Source organism: Legionella qingyii (assembly GCF_003990155.1).
GTDB classification, from domain to species: Bacteria; Pseudomonadota; Gammaproteobacteria; order Legionellales; family Legionellaceae; genus Legionella; species Legionella qingyii.
In genome coordinates this window covers 1-18,981 of sequence record NZ_RZGX01000009.1, presented here as the reverse complement: position 1 = coordinate 18,981, position 18,981 = coordinate 1, and the positions used below count along the sequence as shown (strand labels likewise).

The following is an 18,981-nucleotide window of genomic DNA, read 5'->3' as shown; positions in this document are numbered from 1 at the left end:
TCGTTTAATCGATGGGATTTACGCTAATGATCTGTTAAATAATTCATAGTAGTGATAAAGTGCTTGAAGCAATAAGCTAATGTGATTTCCAATAATGGAAAATAGTTTAGATAGGGAAGTCTTAGCACCCATGTTAAAAATTTTTACCTTTGTTGCCTGCCTGTTATTGAGCTCCTGTTTTATGGTTGGTCCTAATTATAAAGAGCCGATAAAACCTATTGCTGCCCATTGGCCGAAGAAGGATGCAACGGTAAAAGAAGCACCATTTAAAACGACAAAATGGTGGCAGGTTTTTCATGACCCCGTACTAACCTCATTAATTTATCAAGGGTATCATAACAATTTGACGCTCCAGAGTGCCGGGGTAAGGGTTTTACAAACCCGGGCACTATTGGCCCAATCGGTAGGTCAGCTGTATCCGCAACAACAGGCGGCCATTGGTAATTTCACCTATTATGAGATTGGTGGTGGCGAGCTGCAGACACTTTTGCCTTCATCCTTTGAAACGTTATCATTGGGTTTTTCTGCGAATTGGGAAATTGATTTTTGGGGTAAATATCGAAGAGCAATTCAGGCCAATGATGCTACATTTTTATCTTCTCTTGCTGCATATGATAATGCCTTAGTCACTCTTACCGCAGATATTGCCAGTACGTACATCCAAATTCGTACTTATGAGAAACAAATCAAGGTAACGAAAGCGAACATCGTCGTGCAAAGAGAAGGATTAAAGATAGCCCGCGCTCGATATAATGCGGGCCAAACGAATCTCATTGATGTCGAGCAAGCCCAGACAGAGCTTTCACAAACAGAAGCCTCTTTGCCTCCCTTGGTGACCAATTTAGAGCAGCAAAAAAATGCATTGGCTCTTTTATTAGGTACGGTGCCTAACGGTGTTGATGGGGAGTTGAGGAAAAGCAGAGGGATTCCCAACGCACCTTCAACTGTAGCTGTTGGCATTCCCCGAGAAGTCTTGGCTCGACGACCGGATATTCATCAAGCGCGTTTGGACGCGATGGCACAATCCGCTAAAATAGGCGCAACAAAAGCCAATCTTTTCCCCTCTTTAGCATTAAATGGAACATTTGTTTTTTCTTCAAATAATATTGGTCAAAATTCGCTTTCGGATATATTCCAATGGTCAAACCGCTCCATAACCGCAGGCCCTGCGCTGACTTGGCCAATACTTAACTATGGGCAAATTACCAACGCGGTACGAGCGCAAGATGCTGCATTCCAACAGTCTTTATTAAGCTACGTCAATTTAGTGCTTAAAGCGCAGCAAGAAGTTCAAAATAGTATTACAGCCTATATCGAGGCAAAAAAGGCAGAGCGTGCTTTAACCAAGGCAAATAACGCTGCAATTAAAACATTGAAACTAGCAATAATACGTTATGTTAACGGGGAAGTTGATTTCACACCGGTATTGAATGCTGAGCAACAACAATTAAGCGTACAGACGTCACTTGTTAATGCACAAGCGAATATTCCTCTGGCATTAGTCTCTCTGTATCGTGCGCTTGGTGGTGGTTGGGAAATTCGTGGTACAAATGATGTGGTGCCACAACAAATAAAAGCAGAAATGGCAGCACGTACGAACTGGGGTACTTTACTAAACCAGCAAAATCATGAAGTACCTCGAACGAAGGAAGAAGAAATAAAAGAACTTTATTTACCTAAGTGGTAGAGGCGTTCTAAATGGTAGTGGGGTTTACCTAATTGTAGAGAACAGGAAATCTCCTCTCGCCGCATTAGTTAAGAAAAAACCTGTCGTTCCCATAAAGGTGGGAACCCACTTCTAGAGTGGCTTATTGCCGCTTTAAGAATAGATTTCCGCCTTCGCGGGAATGACAAAATTTCATAACTTAATGGAAGCGATTCGGCATAGTGTGTCGCTTTTACCCTTAGAGAGAAGGAACATTTTGGAACAATTAAATAAAATGGTATTGGGTATGAACTTTAATCGAGATTCAAAATCAGTCAAAATTGCAGGGATAGCTGTTGCTATTTTATTTCTTATCTATCTGATGTTACATTTTTTTGGCAAAAGTAATGCGCCAACCATCCCGGTGCCTGCGGTCGTTGTGCAAAAACCAATAATCAAGGAAATGGCTGAATATGTGACGCAAACGGGGAATACCGTAGCGTATAAAGCAGTTAACCTGGTGGCTCGTGTTGAGGGTTATCTTGATTCAATTGAGTTTGTTGATGGCACTTTTATTAAAAAAGGAAAAGAGCTCTTTGTAATTCAGCCTGAGCCTTATTTTGAAAAACTTAGGGCTGCCAAGGCGACTGTTGCTGCAGCAAAAGCATCACTTATTTATAACAAATCAGAATATGCACGCCAACAGCGCATGTATAAAGAGCATGCCACCTCCCTAAATGAAGTCGAAAAATGGTACGCGAAAACCCTGGAGATTGCGGCACAACTGGATAAATCAGAAGCAGAAGAAATAAATGCGGCAATTGATTACAGTTATACCCATATTTCTGCTCCATTTGATGGCCGCATTGGTCGGCATTTGGTGGATGTAGGAAATCTTGTGGGGCATGGGGAGGCCACTAATTTAGCTACCATCGAGCAGATAGATCCAATCTATGTATACTTTAATCTGAATGAGATTGATTTAATCAAATTACGCGCGGCAGCTCGTGCACGTGGGTTTAAACCGGAAGATATTAATAAAATACCTGTTGAAGTAAGCTTACAAAATGATCCTGAGACCAAGTATAAAGCAACGCTGGATTTTGTTAATACCGGTCTTAATGCATCAACAGGGACTATGGAGCTTCGCGCTATTTTGCACAATAAAGAGTATATTTTTGTGCCTGGCCTTTTTGTGCAAGTGCGAGTTGCAATCTCCAGACCTAAAAACCAATTAACTGTGCCTGATACAGCAATCCTGTATGACCAAATCGGCTCTTATGTGTTGACTGTGGATAACAACAATATTGTGGTAACAAAACGGGTAACATTGGGCAGTGTAGAGAATGGAATGCGTGCGGTGACTACAGGACTTACTGCACAAGATGACGTAATTATTGATGGCCTGCAGAATGCGACTCCTGGCAATAAAGTTGCGCCACGGGACAAGGACACACAAACAAAGAGTAATGGGGAAGCCAAGCATTAATTTAGATCAGGACTTACGAAAACCGCCAGTCTCGTTGTAAAAAAATGTTTTTAATTCGGTCATTTAGTTTATCTACTTCCTCATTAAAATCATTTTTAGCTTCGAACTTGGAGATTCTTCGTAAATTCTGTAGCGATGACAGGCGAGCATTGTTCAGATAATTGTTACAACATGTGAGAAAATGGCAGAATGATTTCTAAATTTTTTATTGAGCGGCCTATATTGGCAAACGTTATTGCGCTTCTCATCGTGCTATTGGGAGCGGTAGCTGTATTTGTTTTACCTGTAACTCAATATCCTGCAATTGTTCCCCCAACCATTCAGGTAACCACTACCTATCCAGGTGCGGATGCCAAAACACTTATTAAAACCGTAGCTTTGCCTATTGAGCAGCAAGTGAATGGGGTGGAGAACATGCTGTATATGCAATCCACCAGCACCAATAATGGTACTTATACGCTGATTGTTACTTTTGCCATCGGGACGGATCTCAATTTTGCACAAGTATTGGTACAAAACCGGGTACAATCAGCAATGGCACAGTTACCCGATTCAGTGCAAAAACAGGGTGTTATGGTCCAGCAAAAATCTACGGCCATTTTGCAATTTATTACCCTAACATCCAAAAATAATGAATACGATGGGCTGTTTCTTGATAATTATGCTGCAATTAATATGCAAGATGAGTTGTCACGCTTACCTGGTGTCGGAAACGTGCTTATTTTTGGAACCGGGACTTATGCGATGCGTGTTTGGCTGGATCCTAAAAAAATGTTGGCTTATTCACTTAATCCAAGCGATGTGCTACAAGCCATTAGCCGCCAAAACCAGGAAGTTTCTTCTGGACAAGTTGGAGCACCGCCAACCGATGGCAAAGCAGCGTACCAATTTACGGTGAACGTTCCAGGACAACTTGCTGATGTCGATCAATTTGCCAATATCATTGTGAAAACAGTAGCTCAAAAGCCCAATCAAACGGCCAATCAAAGTAGTAGTGCGCAAATTGTACGTATTCGTGATGTAGGTCGTGTGGAACTGGGCTCTAATAGTTACAACCAGGTCGCGAAACTGAATAACAAACCGGCGGCTGCTATTGGTATTTATCAGCTCCCCGGGGCCAATGCGCTGCAAGTCGCAACCGAAGTACGTAAAGCAGTTGAGAAAATGGCAAAGCAATTTCCGCCTGGAATGGAGTATTCAATTCCTTTCGATACAACCGTTTTCGTGAAGGCATCAGTAGACGAAGTATATAAAACTTTATTCGAAGCGGGTATTTTGGTTCTGATTGTTATTTTGCTCTTTTTACAAAACGCTCGTGCCACTTTGGTGCCTACAACTACGGTACCGGTAACCATCATCGGTGCGTTCTTTGCCATGCTGGCATTAGGCTATTCCATTAACTTACTGACATTATTTGCCCTTGTTTTAGCAATCGGGATCGTGGTGGACGACGCCATTGTAATTGTTGAGGGGGTAACCCAACATATTGAAAAAGGCACGCCACCCAAACAATCGGCAATTAATGCCATGACGGAATTAATGGGCCCCATTATTGGTATTACGCTTGTATTAATGGCCGTATTTGTTCCTGCAGGTTTTATGCCTGGCTTAACTGGCGCGATGTATGCCCAGTTTGCATTGGTTATTGCCGCAACCGCGTTTATTAGCGCGATTAATGCGATGACCCTAAAGCCCACTCAATGTGCTTTGTGGCTCAAGCCGATAGACCCTCAGAAAAAGAAGAACCTTGTTTTCCGTTTATTTGATAAATATTACTATCCTATAGAAGATACCTATCTCAGGTTCATTGACAGGCTGGTTCATAATAATAAATCGGTTTGTCTTGTTGGCCTTACACTGGTGATTTTGGCGATTATAGGCCTCAGCCGTATCCCAACCGGGTTTATTCCAATCGAAGATCAGGGCTATGCGATGATGAACGTGCAACTGCCAGATGGTTCTAGTTTGGGGCGTACGGAAGCTTTGTTGCGCGATTTAAGTGACCAGGTATCTAAAATTGATGGAATAGCTAATGTGATCACCATTGACGGGATCTCGCTTTTAGATAACAGCGCGAGTCTTGCCAATGGCGGGGTTCTTTATATTATGTTTAAAGATTGGAGTGAGCGGGGTAAAAAAGAGGATTTGCTGGCGATGTACAAAGCGCTTAATGCAATTGCCCAAAAAACCTTGGGCGCTAAAATCCTGGTTATGATTCCCCCACCAATTCAAGGTTTGGGCACGGCGGGCGGCTTTCAAATGCAAGTTGAATTGCAAGACGGTTCCTTTGATTATCAAAAATTACAAACAGCTACAGATCAGTTGATTCGTTATGCAAGTCAGCAACCTGAATTACAACGGCTAATGACTTCCTTTCGTGCTTCAGTGCCTCAGCTTGCGGCCCCAATCAATCGGGTCAAAGCGGAAGCTTTGGGCGTTGCGGTGGGTGATGCCTCCGATACATTACAAACCTATCTTGGATCATCTTATGTGAATTTATTTTCAAAATTCGGACAGGTTTTCCAGGTTTATGTGCAGGCGGACGCAGACTCGCGCATGACGATTGGCGATGTGCGTAATTATTATGTACGAAATAAGTCCGGTGAAATGGTGCCATTGGGAACGCTGACTGATATGTCACCTACTGTTGGGCCGTCCATTATTTCTCTTTATAATTTATACCCTTCCAGTAATATTTATGGTGCTGCAGCGCCAGGGTACAGCTCCGGTCAAGCCATGCAAGTTATGGAGCGATTAGCCAAACAAGTATTACCTGCAGGCGTCTCTTATGAATGGACGAGTACCGCTTATCAGGAAAAAATTGCCGGAAATATGAGTTATTATATTTTTATTTTGTCACTGGTTTTGGTGTATCTGATTTTGGCGGGGCAATATGAAGATTGGATTGCCCCGGCGGCGATTTTATTAAGCGTGCCATTAGCCTTGATTGGAACGGTATTCGCTTTATCAGCTTTAGGCCTTGCCAATAATATGTACACCCAAATTGGAGTCTTGTTGCTCATTGCTTTGGCTGCAAAGAACGCTATTTTAATCGTTGAAGTGGCACGAGAACAGCATGAGCTTCATAATAAATCGATTATGGAAGCTGCAGCAATTGGTGCCAAAACGCGTTTTCGCCCGATTTTGATGACTTCTTTTGCGTTCATTCTCGGGGTAATGCCATTAGTATTTGCAACAGGTGCTGGCGCCAATGCGCGGCGCTCAATTGGCATTGCTGTATGCAGCGGCATGTTGGCATCGACTTGCCTTGCTGTAGTTTTTGTTCCTGCATTTTTTGTGATGCTGCAAACCTGGCATGAGAAAAGAAAAATAAAGAAAAAATCCAATAATTTTGAACCAATTAATACAGATAATTAAGAAATTCTTAAGCTAAAGGGGCTATACTCAATTAAAGAGTAAAATCTGAGAGGTTTTTCCCTATGCCGACCCCTGAAATACGTGCGAAATTACAAGCTATCTATTTGCAAGCGCTGCATACTGCAGCAAAGGATATATATGCTGCTAAAACTAAGATGAATCCTGAATATTTTCCAATGGATCCACAAGGCCGGGTTATTATTGATGTTCAACTTAGCGCGGATAATTGGAATAATATATATAAAGATTATCTTGCGCTACGAGAGATTAATCAAGACGAACAATTACAGGAATTTGATGATGTTGACGCATTTAAAAGAGAATTCCACGCCCTTTTAGGGCATCCTATTCAGGAGATTACTTCTGTTAGCTTTGATTTACAAACCTCATCCCAGCTAAAATCACCTTTAGATTCTACACTAAAGAAAAAGTTACCCCAAAATAAATCTCAAGAAATTTTACAGGCATATCAGGGCTTAGCCAAAGGCCGCATCATTAGTTTACACCAGGAAACCCATTTTCATGCCCATTTAATTGGGCGGATGCTTAAAACTGCGGTTCATGCTGAAGGCCGTGACTATAATGATACTGAATTTCAACAAGGTATAGAAGCTGCACTTTCTAGGCTTAATCCTTACATAATGAAGTTGCAAGCGGACGCATTAAAAAAAGCGTATGCCAAGGCTAATAAAAGAGCCCCATTTGATCAGGAGCAATTTGCAACTACTTTAAATGCTGAGCTTGATAAGGCCAGAAACAAGCTATTGCCGTATATTGCTAAAACAATACGTGTTGAAGTCATTATGGCGACTGGAATTCAATTTGATGCAAATATCACCAGGCATTTATCAAAACATCTAGCAGAAGCAACCACTGCCAGCGCCAATGATTTCGTTCATATCGATAAAGGAACAGGGTTCATTAGCTTTATCGGTGCCAGTGAGCATACCTCGCATCATCAGGAATTGGGTGAAAGCCATTTAGCAGATCGCATGATGTATTCTCACCATCTGTTAGGAGATGATGTAGTACCTTTATCTCATCGTCAACAAGTTCGCGTTCCTTCACTGGCGGTAAAACAACTACATCCCATCACGCAAAAGCTTTTGCAACAGGAAGTAAAGCAAGGTAAAAACATCGAAAGCAAAGATGATTCCCTAGTAAATAAGGAAATAACGAAACTTGACCCCAAAAATAAGCTCTCTAAAAAAGAACGAGATCAGATTTGTAAAGAATATATAACAATAAATAAACTCCTTGTCAAAAAATATCCCAAAGCACTCTATTCGGATGAAAATATAAAATGGGCTTTTAACGAGCTGATTGTGAATGATACGGTTGAAAAACTCCGTTATTTACAAGATAAATATCAACTAGGTGGAGATGTTCGCAGGTCAGCGGGATCTCAGTTTCCCCAAGCCTTTATTTACAATCTATATACCACCTTAAATAAGGGCAATCCTGCTGGAATTTATGATGAGAGCAAAAATAAGCAAAGTCAAAGTGCGGAACACATTTTGGCAGCGGCGCATGCGTACAATCGAGCCAATCCTCTAAAACCTTTATGTTTAGTCCAAAATATCGCCGTTAATGGTTGGGGCCATGAGCTGTCGATTCATGATAAAAATTCGGAGCTTGTAAATGAAGCCGCCTTGATGACGCAAATGGCTTCTTTGCATACTATTTATGAGATTATTCGGGATAAAAATGATAGAAAGCGCGTTGAATCATTGTTTGCTGAATACGATCACTTTCTTGCCCTTGATTATGGGCCTTCTTTTTATAGTTATCTCAAATCAGAAAAGCCTGAGGTTTTGACAACTCTTAATCACCTACAAAGCAGTATGACAGTTCCTGACGCGGCACCAAGTTCTGAGTTTCAATGGGAGGAGCATCGTGCGGCGATTGTAGATAATGTAAAGGTTGCTATAGTTTCCCTATTCAAAGAGGGTGCATTTGGCCATCATGAGAATGGGTTCACCTACCAAGCTTTATCAGTATTTGCGGAAAAGGCATCTATTGGTGGCTGTAAGAGCGCAAACGAAAGGGCGCAAGCCGTCAATGGTCGTGTCTCTATTCTTGATTTTGTAAGTTTGGATAATTCAGCGCGCGAGAGTCTTTTAAAGAGGTATCTTTCTGACACGGAAGCAGAGAGGCTTATTAATTTAGCAAATGAGTTGGAAACGAGTATTTATTGTAAGAATACAGCAGATATAACCAAGAATTTGGATGCGCTCTATGAGGCTTTAAACCTTGAAGGGTTCCAAGCCGTAATTAGTTTTATCGATCAGGGCGGCCATGCAAAATTAGGCACGAGAACTAGTATTTTCTCTGATACTAATAATGCTGAAACAGTTACTACCCATGTTAAAAATGCGTCGAAATGGCAATGCCATAAAGGGTTGACTGATAATGTATTAAGAGAGTTTTGTGGGGTAGAAAAGATAAGTTATTTGAGTGAACTTAAGACTGCAGGTAAGGCCATTCTTGGGATAGCAGTAGGTGGTGCATTAATTGAAGCTGGAGCTTTTGGTATTGCAGTTGTTGGCTTTGGTCTAGCTGTTTCAGCATTTCCTCCAGTTGCTATTGCGATTGGCGTAGGAGCAGGAGTTGCAGCTGGAGTAATAGCGCTGGTTTTGCTGGGTGATTTTCTCTATAGACTTGCTACGAAAAATTCCGCTCAAAAAGCTCGATTTGAAGAATTACAAAAAAGAAACATTACATTAATTGAAATGAGTAACCAGAAAAAACCGGAAGCGGATCAAGATCCTAGATATGGCCAAGAAGAGCAAGCTAATGCTGGAAATGCAAGCAGTGTTCCAGTAGGCAAATGGCGAGACACGAAATCTGCATATATTCCCGATAGAAATGGGCCTGTGATTTCAACCTCCTATGCAAAGACTGTTTTAAACGAAGGAAGAGAATCACAAAAAGATGTATTAGATTCTACCGTTGGTGCCCGAACATTTCGGATGGATAGTTCAGGAGGAGAAGATTTATGATTTTCTCTTTTAATGTACCTATCAAATATAAACAACTTATGTAGCCTGGGTGAAGCAAAGCGAAACCCAGGGTTTCCTGCCAATAACTCTCCGGGTTCTGGCTATATTGCTTGATATCCTAACTACAAAGATCCCTAATCTTCTGCTTTAGTTCTACAGATAATTGTGTCATCGGCAATGTAGCCAAGGCCGCAGTTTGGTATAAACGCTTTGTTTCGGGATTATCTATGGAGTTCAAATGCAACGCGATGGTTTGAATATCGCCTCTTGCCAGTGGCCCTGTGAGTGTTTCTGCGATATGTTTAGTTTGCAGTAAGTTATCAAGATTTCCTTGCATTAAATTCACCATCATCTGTCGGCTTTGCTGGCTATTAATGCCGGCGTTCAGAAATAATTGTTCACTGCAGGCTGCTAAGGTAATTAAATAGTTCGAAGCCATGCAGGCTGCAGCATGATAGGCTGCTTTTGCTTCGGGATTAATGGTAATTAGATGCGCGCCCAACTGCGTAAAAGAGCGCTTCAACCACTCACATACTTCCAGATCTCCTTCTAAGATACAGTCGACTTGCTTAAATGCGGTGGGTTCCAGGTAATTTGTTTTAAACGCTTTTAAAGGATGAAAACTCGCCACGAAACAACCTTGTTTCCTTAAAGGGGCAAGTAATGCCGAGCTGAGTACGCCGCTGCTATGAATGACAAAACTGCCTGGTTTTAAAGTGATACTGTGAGCTAAATTGTCAACAACATTCTCAATGGCGTCATCATTACAACATATCCAGGTTATCTCTGCTGCAGGTAAGTGAGCCATTTTGTCGATTACCTGCCCAAAACCCAGCTCTTGATGTGCATTTTGTGTACTTTCGAAGCTGCGATTGCAAATGGAAACTGATGTGATCCGCTGTGCTTTAAATAGGGCTAAAGCGATATTTTTACCTAATCGACCCGCTCCTATGAGATTGCATTTCATATTTTTTCTTGCCTGTAAATTTATCAATAGTTCATTACCCACTAAAAATGCAATTTTAGCAAAAAATTATCACCATTCGAGCAATTATTGGATATAATACTCTCAATTTGTCATGTTGAGAAATGAATTATGCCTTATATCGTACAGGGAAACGCACAACAAATGTTTCAGGCATTTGGACAGGACTGGGCTATTGCAGAACAAAAAGATGGCACAAGAGTTATTTCTAGGGAAGTCATTAATTTCCTGGGTTCTATGCCGCAAGCAATAAGACATTTAAATATTTGGCAAAAACAAGCATCAGGAAAGCATTATCTGCGGGGCAATATGACTGCGGGTAATTTGGTCTATTTATTTGGCATCGACCCTCTCAAGAAGAAAGATGAAAGCCCAGAGGTTTATCATGCTAATTTTATTCGTCAGGATTTCGCCTATATTGATGATGCGGGAGAAGACTGTGGCCTCGTCGTCATGTATCGAAAGGATGACCCCAAACAATGGGTAATCGGCTTAATGAGAAAAGGCCATGCACTACCTCAGGACAGAGAAATTATCTGTGCAGCGAGTTTTGATTTACACCCATTTATTAAAGCGCCTGATTCCGGGCTCACAGTTTCCTCTATGCCCTCTCTTGAGCTGTTATTAAATCAGGTTCGATCTCCTTTGCCGCATTTTTTATTACAAACAGCCGTCAATGCAGATAATGGAATTAATTTACGCCTTCAACGTGTTGCGCTGTTGATGCGACAGCTACAAGGAGGACAGGACCCCGCGACAATTGGTACTTCAATTCCTTTTAGTGAACTTAATTTATCTGCCATATTTGCAGAGAATCCAGCTCTGGATTTGATTCTTCAATCCAAAATACTTGATAAATTTACGTTACCTGTTGGCGTAATCAATGATCTTTTGTCACCATCCAGCCAATTGTGTAAGGAAATTCTAAAAATTAAGTTCACCAAGAATATGCGGATTAATCAGAGTTTATTAAAGATCATCATCATATTTTATGAACAAGGGATTCTTGAGCAAAACCGCGAGCTACTAGGGAATTTGGAGTTTATTAACAAGTTCAGTGGTTTTATGTGGGATAAGACGCAAATCAAGCTGCTCCCCTTTTTAATTCAACAAAACTATCCTGAAGATTTAATCCGTCTTATTTTATCTAATGAAGTATATTACCAAGTGATAGACCGCTTGGTAACATTAGAGTCGGCACTTACGGTAGATGTGCCGAAATTCTTTAACGATCCTACAAAACTAGGGGAATTAAAATTTATTCATTCCCTGCATGATGAAGATTGTAAGAGAATTTGTTTGATTTTTTGGGTAAAAGGATCTTTGTCTGCGAATAAATATCAAGAAATAATCGATGCAACAAACGAATATCCATTGTTGGCTTCGACCCTGATTGCTATAGATCAAACAAAAACTTACAGTATTAAAGGTCTGGAGAAACTTGCGTTAGCTCCCCGCGACCATTTGAAAGAATCAATTCGCTATCATTTTGAGGAAGAGTTCAAAAATCTGCATGATGTTTATGCGCGTTTATGCGCGTTATCAGTCCATGAGCTGGAAGCTGCGAGTAATGCGCTGCTTCTATTAAGGAAATCAGGGGTAATAAAACCTGAATCTTATCATGGAGCGATAGAAAATAATCATAAGGGGCAAGCCTTACGTCTGTTTTTACCGCAGTTGGAGCATATTGAGGAGAGCACTCGAAAGATATTAATAGATGTTCTGGATGTTGGTGTAACAAATGGGGTCACGGCTCTAGGCAAAAAGATACTTCAAATTACAGATCCAGGACAATTGGCTTTAGCTACACGTTTAGAAGAGCGATTTATTTGTGTCAGGCAAATGCAAGATTTAGATTTAAAGCGCAAAAATGAAATGGTTGAATTAGCGGCAATAGAAGAGAGTGAAGAAGCCAAGCGTTTTCGACACGTTATTATGCGTGTGGAAGCACAATGCGAAATAATTCATGTACGTTTGTCCGAGGCTAACTCATATAGACCCATGCTTGACAAATGGAAGAAAGCAGAAAAAGAATACAGGAAAAAATTATACACTATCACTTATGATGCGCTTATGAATCCTGATGTTGAAGTACGTTCCAAATTAAAGGCAGCCGAAAAGAAAATTCTTGATATTGTCGATCCCAAAATCGAGTCAGATATCTATAAAGCCATAATTGTCCTGGCTAATATTGTGATTAGTGTCTGTTCTTTTTTAGGGGCCAATGGATATAAATACCACAAAACTGGAAATTTTTGGTTTTTTAATCAAACCCGCTCAGGAGAAGAGATACGCGCTCTTGATAAAGAAATTCTCAAGCTTATAGAGCCAGAGAAAACAGATGAAAATGGAATTTGGTCATTCATTCCATGTTTGCAAATGAGTTAAACAAGTGTAGCCGGTAACTGCTACAGCCTTAGCCCGAGAACTTATCTCCCTCCGGGCTAGGGCATTCTTCTTGCAAGAGACCACGACTAACCTGAACAGTTCTAGGGAATGACAGCCTAAATTCGCCCAAAATTACTCCATTCGTTGTCTAAAAATATTTTTGGAACAGAACTGCCGAACCCCATTTTATCTTTTTTGCAATGGAACCTGAAAAACTAAATCATCCTAAGGAGCTTAAGATGATGGATCTCCTGAGTAGGGCAAATACACTATTTCATAAAAATTATGCCATATCCAGGCGATCCTTATCTTCGTTTAGGATGAAGTATCTTAAGCGCTAAGCGCTTAAAAAATACCCTTTAAATGAATGAGAAGGCTGGACTATTTTTTTCTTCCGTTTCGGATTCACTGGGTTGAGCTAATGAGTTAAGGAAGTTATGACGTTCAGGCTTTCTCTTTTTCAGTGGTGGTGGTGCGACTATACCTAACTTCTCAATTTGTTGAGGGTTTAATTCGTGCTCTGGAAATAAAGGAGCTGGCCGTTTTGAAGACGCAAATAACCGTAACGACGGAATTCCGAATGCGGGAAATCTTGTGGCGGCCTGTGGCGAATCACTGGATAACAGAGCTGGTATGTTTGACTCATCAGGTACTCCATCTTCCGCAAATTTTAGCCTTCTTACTTTTGTATTCTCAATAAGTGGATCATCATTATCACCCACAGCGAAGCGCCTGGGTCTTTCTAGTGCGTAGCGCACTCTTTTGGTTTCAGCATTTTGCTCTTTTAAACTTGACGTTAGCGCGATGTTTTCCGCAAAAGTTGTTAACCAGTTTTTAATACTGGCAATCGAGCATTGGTGAGTACCTATTGTTTTACCATTATGATCTAACTCATCGATAATTAGAACTTCAGGTAAATTGAATGGAAGGCAAGTCTCATTAATAACAAGAATTGCTAGAATCCATTTAATGGAATCAAATGAAGGACGAAAATCACCACTTTTATGATTAATTTTAATTAAAGTGGAATAGTCTTCACTAAAAAACAAATTGCCAGCGGTTTTACAAAAGGCCTGATTTTGTGGGGAGCCTGTCATTTTGAAATGTGCAGGGGCGTCAGGAGCATTACTATGTGACTCTCTGGCAAACCAGGCTAATTTATTTAAACAGACAAGATAGCGTAAAACAGGAGTTTCCTCTCCTTGTTTCATTTCTGTTAATAACTGTCCTAGAGTGGCTAGCGAATGAATAAGATACTCGGAAGTACGGGTTATCTTTTTCAAATTATTGGAGTGAAATTTATCATTTTGATCTGGTGGTGTAGAGAAAAGTTGTTCTAGCTTCGATTGCATAAAAATCGCCTATTATCAATAAGATATGTTTAAAAAGGCGCGTATTTTACCATGAGAGCCACTATTTAACCAATATTTTGATCATATTTTTTTCTAAACGGTTTTTTTATGCCTTTTGCTTATTTTCTTGTGATGGCATGCCTGCGCATTTAATGACGACAACTTAATATATTATTGATGCAGTATGCTTTCCCAGAATCCTGCCTGTTCTGCATAAAATTGGCGGTAGCGATACCAGTTCTCATCTTTGAGCAAAAGCTTTTTTATGGGTAAGAAGCATGCGAAAAATAGATTAAAATACAAGGTGCGAGTGAAATACAAAACTTCACGGATCGCTGACTGCGGCGGCCTATGTGCCAATGGCACCATGATAAGTTATAATAAAAAAAGCTAAACAACATCATATGAAAAACTTTCCTTTAGTGATGTGGTTATCGCTTGAATCTTACTGTTTAGTTTCCTTGTTATCTGTTTGAAAATTATTCTTGAACTTATTGAATATTTCTGCTTAATATGAACTATTCTAAAGGACGACTGTGATTTAATGGATTAAACATATGGGAATTCCAAAAAGGGCGCTGAGACATCGCCAACTCACTTATTCTACAAAAACAGCTATCTCGGATAGTTCTCATCAAACATTTCATGTTAGTTTTGAAGAAGATGGTGTTATCAAGAAGGCCTTTTTTAAAAAATTAGAACCTAAAAATCACTATCCTGAATTATTAGCCAAAATAAGTGTAGCCACTTCATCATTTAAACGTTTATTCCAAGGAAAAAGATCTGCTGAAGAGCGTTTGGTATTTGAGGAGTATGACATTGAATTACTGTTAGACAGTAGTGAATCGAGTAATACACTAAAAGACAACACACTTTATATTAAACTAGATCAACAAGATTCGCTTAAATATATTGTTAAGACTCCTGATGGTTCGATAAAAAAAGACACGATTTCAATAAAGGATATACAAGACTTTAATCTTGAGTTGCCTTTAACAGTAGAGCAACTTCAATCGGTAAAGAGTCATATCCTGGAAATCACATCAAAAAGGGGCCACACCCAAGATAAATTAATCGGTACGTTATCTATTGGTGTAGAGGATTTTAAGCCTTTTCATTTCGCTAAAGAAGGCATTCCTATAAATAGCTCCTTAAAGGAACAAGTTGCGCCCAGTGTGAAAACACTTATTGAGAAAAACATCATGGAGCTTCTGCTTGGCAGATGGTTTCTTGATGATGATGATGCGCATCCGCATAACCTGAGCCTAGCTGGAGATATCGATTTTGATATGTTTTTTTATTGGTTCACTATCTATATGAAAGAGCCAAGATCAGTGATTGGAGTTCCTAAAAAGCATGTTACTCTAACCGTTCATGATTATGAGGCTTTTCCCAACGTTCAGGAGTCCATGCCTTATCACTGGCCACCTTATCAACATCCAGGGCAAGTAACTATTCCGGTAATCGTACCTGGAGTACAAGAGCAGGCTCTTAAACTATTACCAAAAGCCTATGCAGACCCAGTTGAATTTGCACGTTTGGCTCAGAATTCTGTGGCGCAAGAACAAAAGCTCGCCGCAGCTTTAAAAGCTTTATTAACATTCCAGCCTGAGGTACAACGTAAACGTTTAACAGAGCTCTTTGGCGATCTGCCTTTAAATTACGCCTCCTTAGATGAGACCGACCCCAGCTTAAGGGCAAAATATGAAGAGCTGTATCCTCGTTTTTGTAATGAAGAGACGAACAAAAGGTCATTTGTTGATTTTATGATGGATTTGTATCAGGAACATTATGATAATTTATATCGAGTTGTCGCCTTTTATATGGGATGTTCTGACAATGGCTATGGGATACCATTATCACCCACCTATTTGGCTCTTTATCAAAAGCCTTCATTTTATCGTAACGTAGAGGAATGGGTCAAAAAGGAAAATGAAACAACCTATGCCAAAGAAGAGACACTTAAATATGATCTTGGCGAATTGCAAAAACGTTATCACCAAGTTTGGCGTGATGCATTTACTCCAACTATAAAAGAATTGATTTACAGTTCATACAGACTAACGAATGCATTACTTAAAGAGGCTACCAATCCACCATATGTACAAATCTCCGAGCTGGTTAGCAAAAAAGCTACCGATGAGACGTTAACCAGCGCGTGGGAGTTATTTGGAAATCTCCCTTTACTTTCTGCCGACACAATTGAAACGAAGATTAGTGTTGATAGGGACAGTAAGTTGCGTGATGCAGTATTATCGATGGTCGCATTTGTTAATGAGTTTCGTGCTATTACAAAAGCTTATTATGAAAAGGAACGAAAGGATCTTTCAGAAGAAGACAATCTCGAATTTTCAAATAAACTAAGCTTACTCCATCAAACGTATAACTTAAAAATTCGCCAAGCTTTAGCAAATACAACAACTCATGCTGCTGAATTTAATAATATCGCCTCAAGCCTCAAGTTGATGGCAGAACAGGTCAATTTCCAATTGCATTTGACCACTACTGATGAGCTTATGGAGAAAGCATTACTTGCAGTTAAAAAAGATGTATTACCTTTTACGCATGAAGATGTGAAAAAACAATATTGTGATTCATTATTTGTTTGGGCAAAAACCATTAAGCCTGAGGAATTAGAGCGTTATATCAACGATATTATAGATAAAAAATATGCTCCTTTGCTGCCTTCGGTGTCATTCCGTCAAAGGGCCGAACCTGTGAGACAATATTTAAAGACAAGCGGAAGTGAAAGTGGTGATAATCGCTTGGCTTATATTTTAAGTTCAGGAACCCAAGATAATGGAGCGTTGAACACCCAGCTTATACTAGGGCTTACCCCTCTTATGTTACAAAAGCATCCTATACCAAGTATTGATCTTGCAATCAGGGAGAAGAGTTTTGAAAAGGGCATCGCTGATTTCACGAGCGATGTAGTATCTTTTGCGAAAGAAAACAAGCGATTTACTCATCCTTATAGTGATGGAGGCATCAACATGGTGTATAAGGCGATTTATGATTGGGTAGATACACTAACTACGAAATCATTTAAAAGCTTAATTAATTCTACATTAACAAAATATGAGTCGAAAACATGGGGAAGCCTTATAGGTGTATCCAGGAGATCGGAAGTAGAAAGTTATTTAGAAGGAAATTGTAATTCGAAAGCACTGGCCATGATCTTTATGAATGGAGGTGAGGCGTCAACATTAAATGAGTGTTTGTTTGTCAAAATATTAGACACAATTAAAAGGGAAGTCTCTAAATACCCGGTGATGCTGCAAGAGCCAAAATATCAAGTAGTCACTCAGTTTAATTTAAATGAGCAGCATAAAGCGTTTTATCTTGCTAATCTGAAATATCATCATGAAACGATTTCTGCTTCGCATCGTCAGTTACAACTTACCTACGGAGATGCTAGCAATAGTAAGGAACCTACACCACTATATTTGTGACCATTGGAAGTATAGGTTATGATTCCCTTTTTTAAAAACGCGGTGAGAGTTTCGCATGTCTTTTGATTTAATAAAAACATTACCTCAATACCTGATTCCTCAGCATGGTCTTACAGCTCTTGCGGGTTGTTTGGCTGATGTAAAAAATGTCAAAGTTAAAAATTATATTATTCAACGATTTATAAGAAAATATCAGGTCAATATGAGTGAGGCCCTGATCGAAGATCCCACCGCATACTCTTGTTTTAATGATTTTTTTATCCGCCATCTGAAACCGGAATGTAGGCCTATGGCCCATGCAGACATCATCTCGCCTGTAGATGGTTGTGTTAGCGAGCTAGGATCTATAGAGCAAGGCCAATTAATTCAGGCAAAAGGTCATTACTATTCTGTCGCAGATCTTTTAGCATGCAATAATAAGGTGGCATCTCAATTTATTAATGGATGTTTTGCTACGTTGTATTTATCACCCAAAGATTATCATCGGGTCCATATGCCTATGGATGCTGAAATCGTATCGATGACCTATATTCCGGGGGCTTTATTTTCAGTTCAGCCTTCAACCGTTCGGGTTGTGCCAAAATTATTTGCGCGTAATGCTCGACTGGCAATCTTTTTTTCTACCAAAGTAGGTCCTATGGTGATGGTGATGGTTGGCGCAACTATAGTTGGAGCGATAGGAACCAGTTGGCATGGGGACATCAAACGGAGTAAGGCCCGCATTGATTTTGAATACAATCAGGATAAAGAACAAATGATGATGGCTCAAGGCGATGAAATGGGCTACTTTAAATTAGGCTCAACTGTTGTCTTGTTGTTTGCAAATGGCGCACAAGTCCATTGGCATGAAGCTTTAAAAGCAGGAAGAACAATACGTTTGGGCGAGGCATTTGGAGAAATTAAATAGGTGCCAAAAGCTGGAGATTCTTCGTCGCAAACTCTTCACGACGAGGTGGTACAAAATCTAGGCTGGGTGCAGCGCACCGCGCCTGAGAGATCCTCACAAAATTTAGCCATAGTGAGGACTCTCTTGTTGAGTCTGAATAGCACACTGATACAGCATGCTTAAAAGTTTCTCAAAAACTTCTTGAGAGATAGTAATTGCTTTTTTCAAAGCTCTTCTTCCGAGGAAAACGATGGATAAAACAGAGGTATGTTTAGCAGACTGGGCTTGGAAATCAGAGGCTTTTCCGATTGATTTGGTGTAAAGTCCAGCAAGCCAAGCGGTAAATAGAGCAATAGCTGCAATGAGAAGAAGAATATTCATTCGATGAGGGCATTTAGTTAGAC

At 40.1% G+C, this 18,981-nt stretch carries 10 protein-coding genes; 7 read left to right on the top strand and 3 right to left on the bottom strand.

The window, feature by feature from the left end:
* The first annotated feature begins 130 nt into the window (after positions 1–130).
* The 4 genes from ELY20_RS07820 to ELY20_RS07805 all read left to right on the top strand — a co-directional run bounded on the left by ELY20_RS07820 (position 131) and on the right by ELY20_RS07805 (position 9,514).
* Entirely contained in the window at positions 131–1,687 is a 1,557-nt protein-coding gene (locus tag ELY20_RS07820) for an efflux transporter outer membrane subunit (RefSeq protein WP_110142565.1), read from the top strand.
* Positions 1,688–1,952: 265 nt separating this feature from the next.
* A complete protein-coding gene (locus ELY20_RS07815; protein WP_233590524.1) occupies positions 1,953–3,134 on the top strand; it encodes an efflux RND transporter periplasmic adaptor subunit in 1,182 nt (393 codons plus the stop codon).
* A gap of 189 nt (positions 3,135–3,323) precedes the next feature.
* On the top strand, positions 3,324–6,512 hold the full coding sequence (locus ELY20_RS07810; RefSeq protein ID WP_110142556.1) for an efflux RND transporter permease subunit: 3,189 nt from the start codon (positions 3,324–3,326) through the stop codon (positions 6,510–6,512).
* Positions 6,513–6,574: 62 nt separating this feature from the next.
* The gene (locus ELY20_RS07805) at positions 6,575–9,514 is read left to right on the top strand and encodes a hypothetical protein (protein WP_110142557.1); all 2,940 of its coding nucleotides are present in this window, start codon (positions 6,575–6,577) and stop codon (positions 9,512–9,514) included.
* Between the two features lie 118 nt (positions 9,515–9,632).
* On the opposite strand, the gene ELY20_RS07800 is transcribed toward ELY20_RS07805, so the two are convergent.
* Positions 9,633–10,481 carry a Rossmann-like and DUF2520 domain-containing protein gene (locus tag ELY20_RS07800; protein ID WP_110142558.1) on the bottom strand — a complete coding sequence of 283 codons (849 nt, stop codon included), beginning with the start codon at positions 10,479–10,481 and terminating at the stop codon, positions 9,633–9,635.
* A gap of 129 nt (positions 10,482–10,610) precedes the next feature.
* Between ELY20_RS07800 and ELY20_RS07795 the strand changes: the two genes are divergently transcribed.
* Positions 10,611–12,887, top strand: coding sequence for a hypothetical protein (locus tag ELY20_RS07795; RefSeq protein WP_110142559.1), 2,277 nt, complete (start codon positions 10,611–10,613; stop codon positions 12,885–12,887).
* A gap of 359 nt (positions 12,888–13,246) precedes the next feature.
* On the opposite strand, the gene ELY20_RS07790 is transcribed toward ELY20_RS07795, so the two are convergent.
* Positions 13,247–14,239: a hypothetical protein gene (locus ELY20_RS07790; RefSeq protein ID WP_110142560.1), complete on the bottom strand. Its 993-nt coding sequence runs from the start codon at positions 14,237–14,239 to the stop codon at positions 13,247–13,249.
* A gap of 557 nt (positions 14,240–14,796) precedes the next feature.
* On the opposite strand from ELY20_RS07790, the gene ELY20_RS07785 reads away from it, so the two are divergent.
* Both ELY20_RS07785 and asd read left to right on the top strand, forming a co-directional pair.
* The gene (locus ELY20_RS07785) at positions 14,797–17,691 is read left to right on the top strand and encodes a hypothetical protein (protein ID WP_110142561.1); all 2,895 of its coding nucleotides are present in this window, start codon (positions 14,797–14,799) and stop codon (positions 17,689–17,691) included.
* A 55-nt stretch (positions 17,692–17,746) separates the two neighbouring features.
* Positions 17,747–18,598 carry an archaetidylserine decarboxylase gene (gene asd, locus ELY20_RS07780; protein ID WP_110142562.1) on the top strand — a complete coding sequence of 284 codons (852 nt, stop codon included), beginning with the start codon at positions 17,747–17,749 and terminating at the stop codon, positions 18,596–18,598.
* A gap of 102 nt (positions 18,599–18,700) precedes the next feature.
* On the opposite strand, the gene ELY20_RS07775 is transcribed toward asd, so the two are convergent.
* A partial coding sequence (locus ELY20_RS07775) for a hypothetical protein (protein WP_233590523.1) occupies positions 18,701–18,981 on the bottom strand: 281 nt, incomplete at its 5' end.

Coding starts and splice junctions, on each gene's coding strand:
- ELY20_RS07805 (WP_110142557.1), top strand. CDS start 6,575: ATGCCGACCCCTGAAATACGTGCGAAATTACAAGCTATCTATTTGCAA.
- ELY20_RS07820 (WP_110142565.1), top strand. CDS start 131: ATGTTAAAAATTTTTACCTTTGTTGCCTGCCTGTTATTGAGCTCCTGT.
- ELY20_RS07795 (WP_110142559.1), top strand. CDS start 10,611: ATGCCTTATATCGTACAGGGAAACGCACAACAAATGTTTCAGGCATTT.
- ELY20_RS07790 (WP_110142560.1), bottom strand. CDS start 14,239: ATGCAATCGAAGCTAGAACAACTTTTCTCTACACCACCAGATCAAAAT.
- ELY20_RS07800 (WP_110142558.1), bottom strand. CDS start 10,481: ATGAAATGCAATCTCATAGGAGCGGGTCGATTAGGTAAAAATATCGCT.
- ELY20_RS07785 (WP_110142561.1), top strand. CDS start 14,797: ATGGGAATTCCAAAAAGGGCGCTGAGACATCGCCAACTCACTTATTCT.
- ELY20_RS07810 (WP_110142556.1), top strand. CDS start 3,324: ATGATTTCTAAATTTTTTATTGAGCGGCCTATATTGGCAAACGTTATT.
- ELY20_RS07815 (WP_233590524.1), top strand. CDS start 1,953: ATGAACTTTAATCGAGATTCAAAATCAGTCAAAATTGCAGGGATAGCT.
- asd (WP_110142562.1), top strand. CDS start 17,747: ATGTCTTTTGATTTAATAAAAACATTACCTCAATACCTGATTCCTCAG.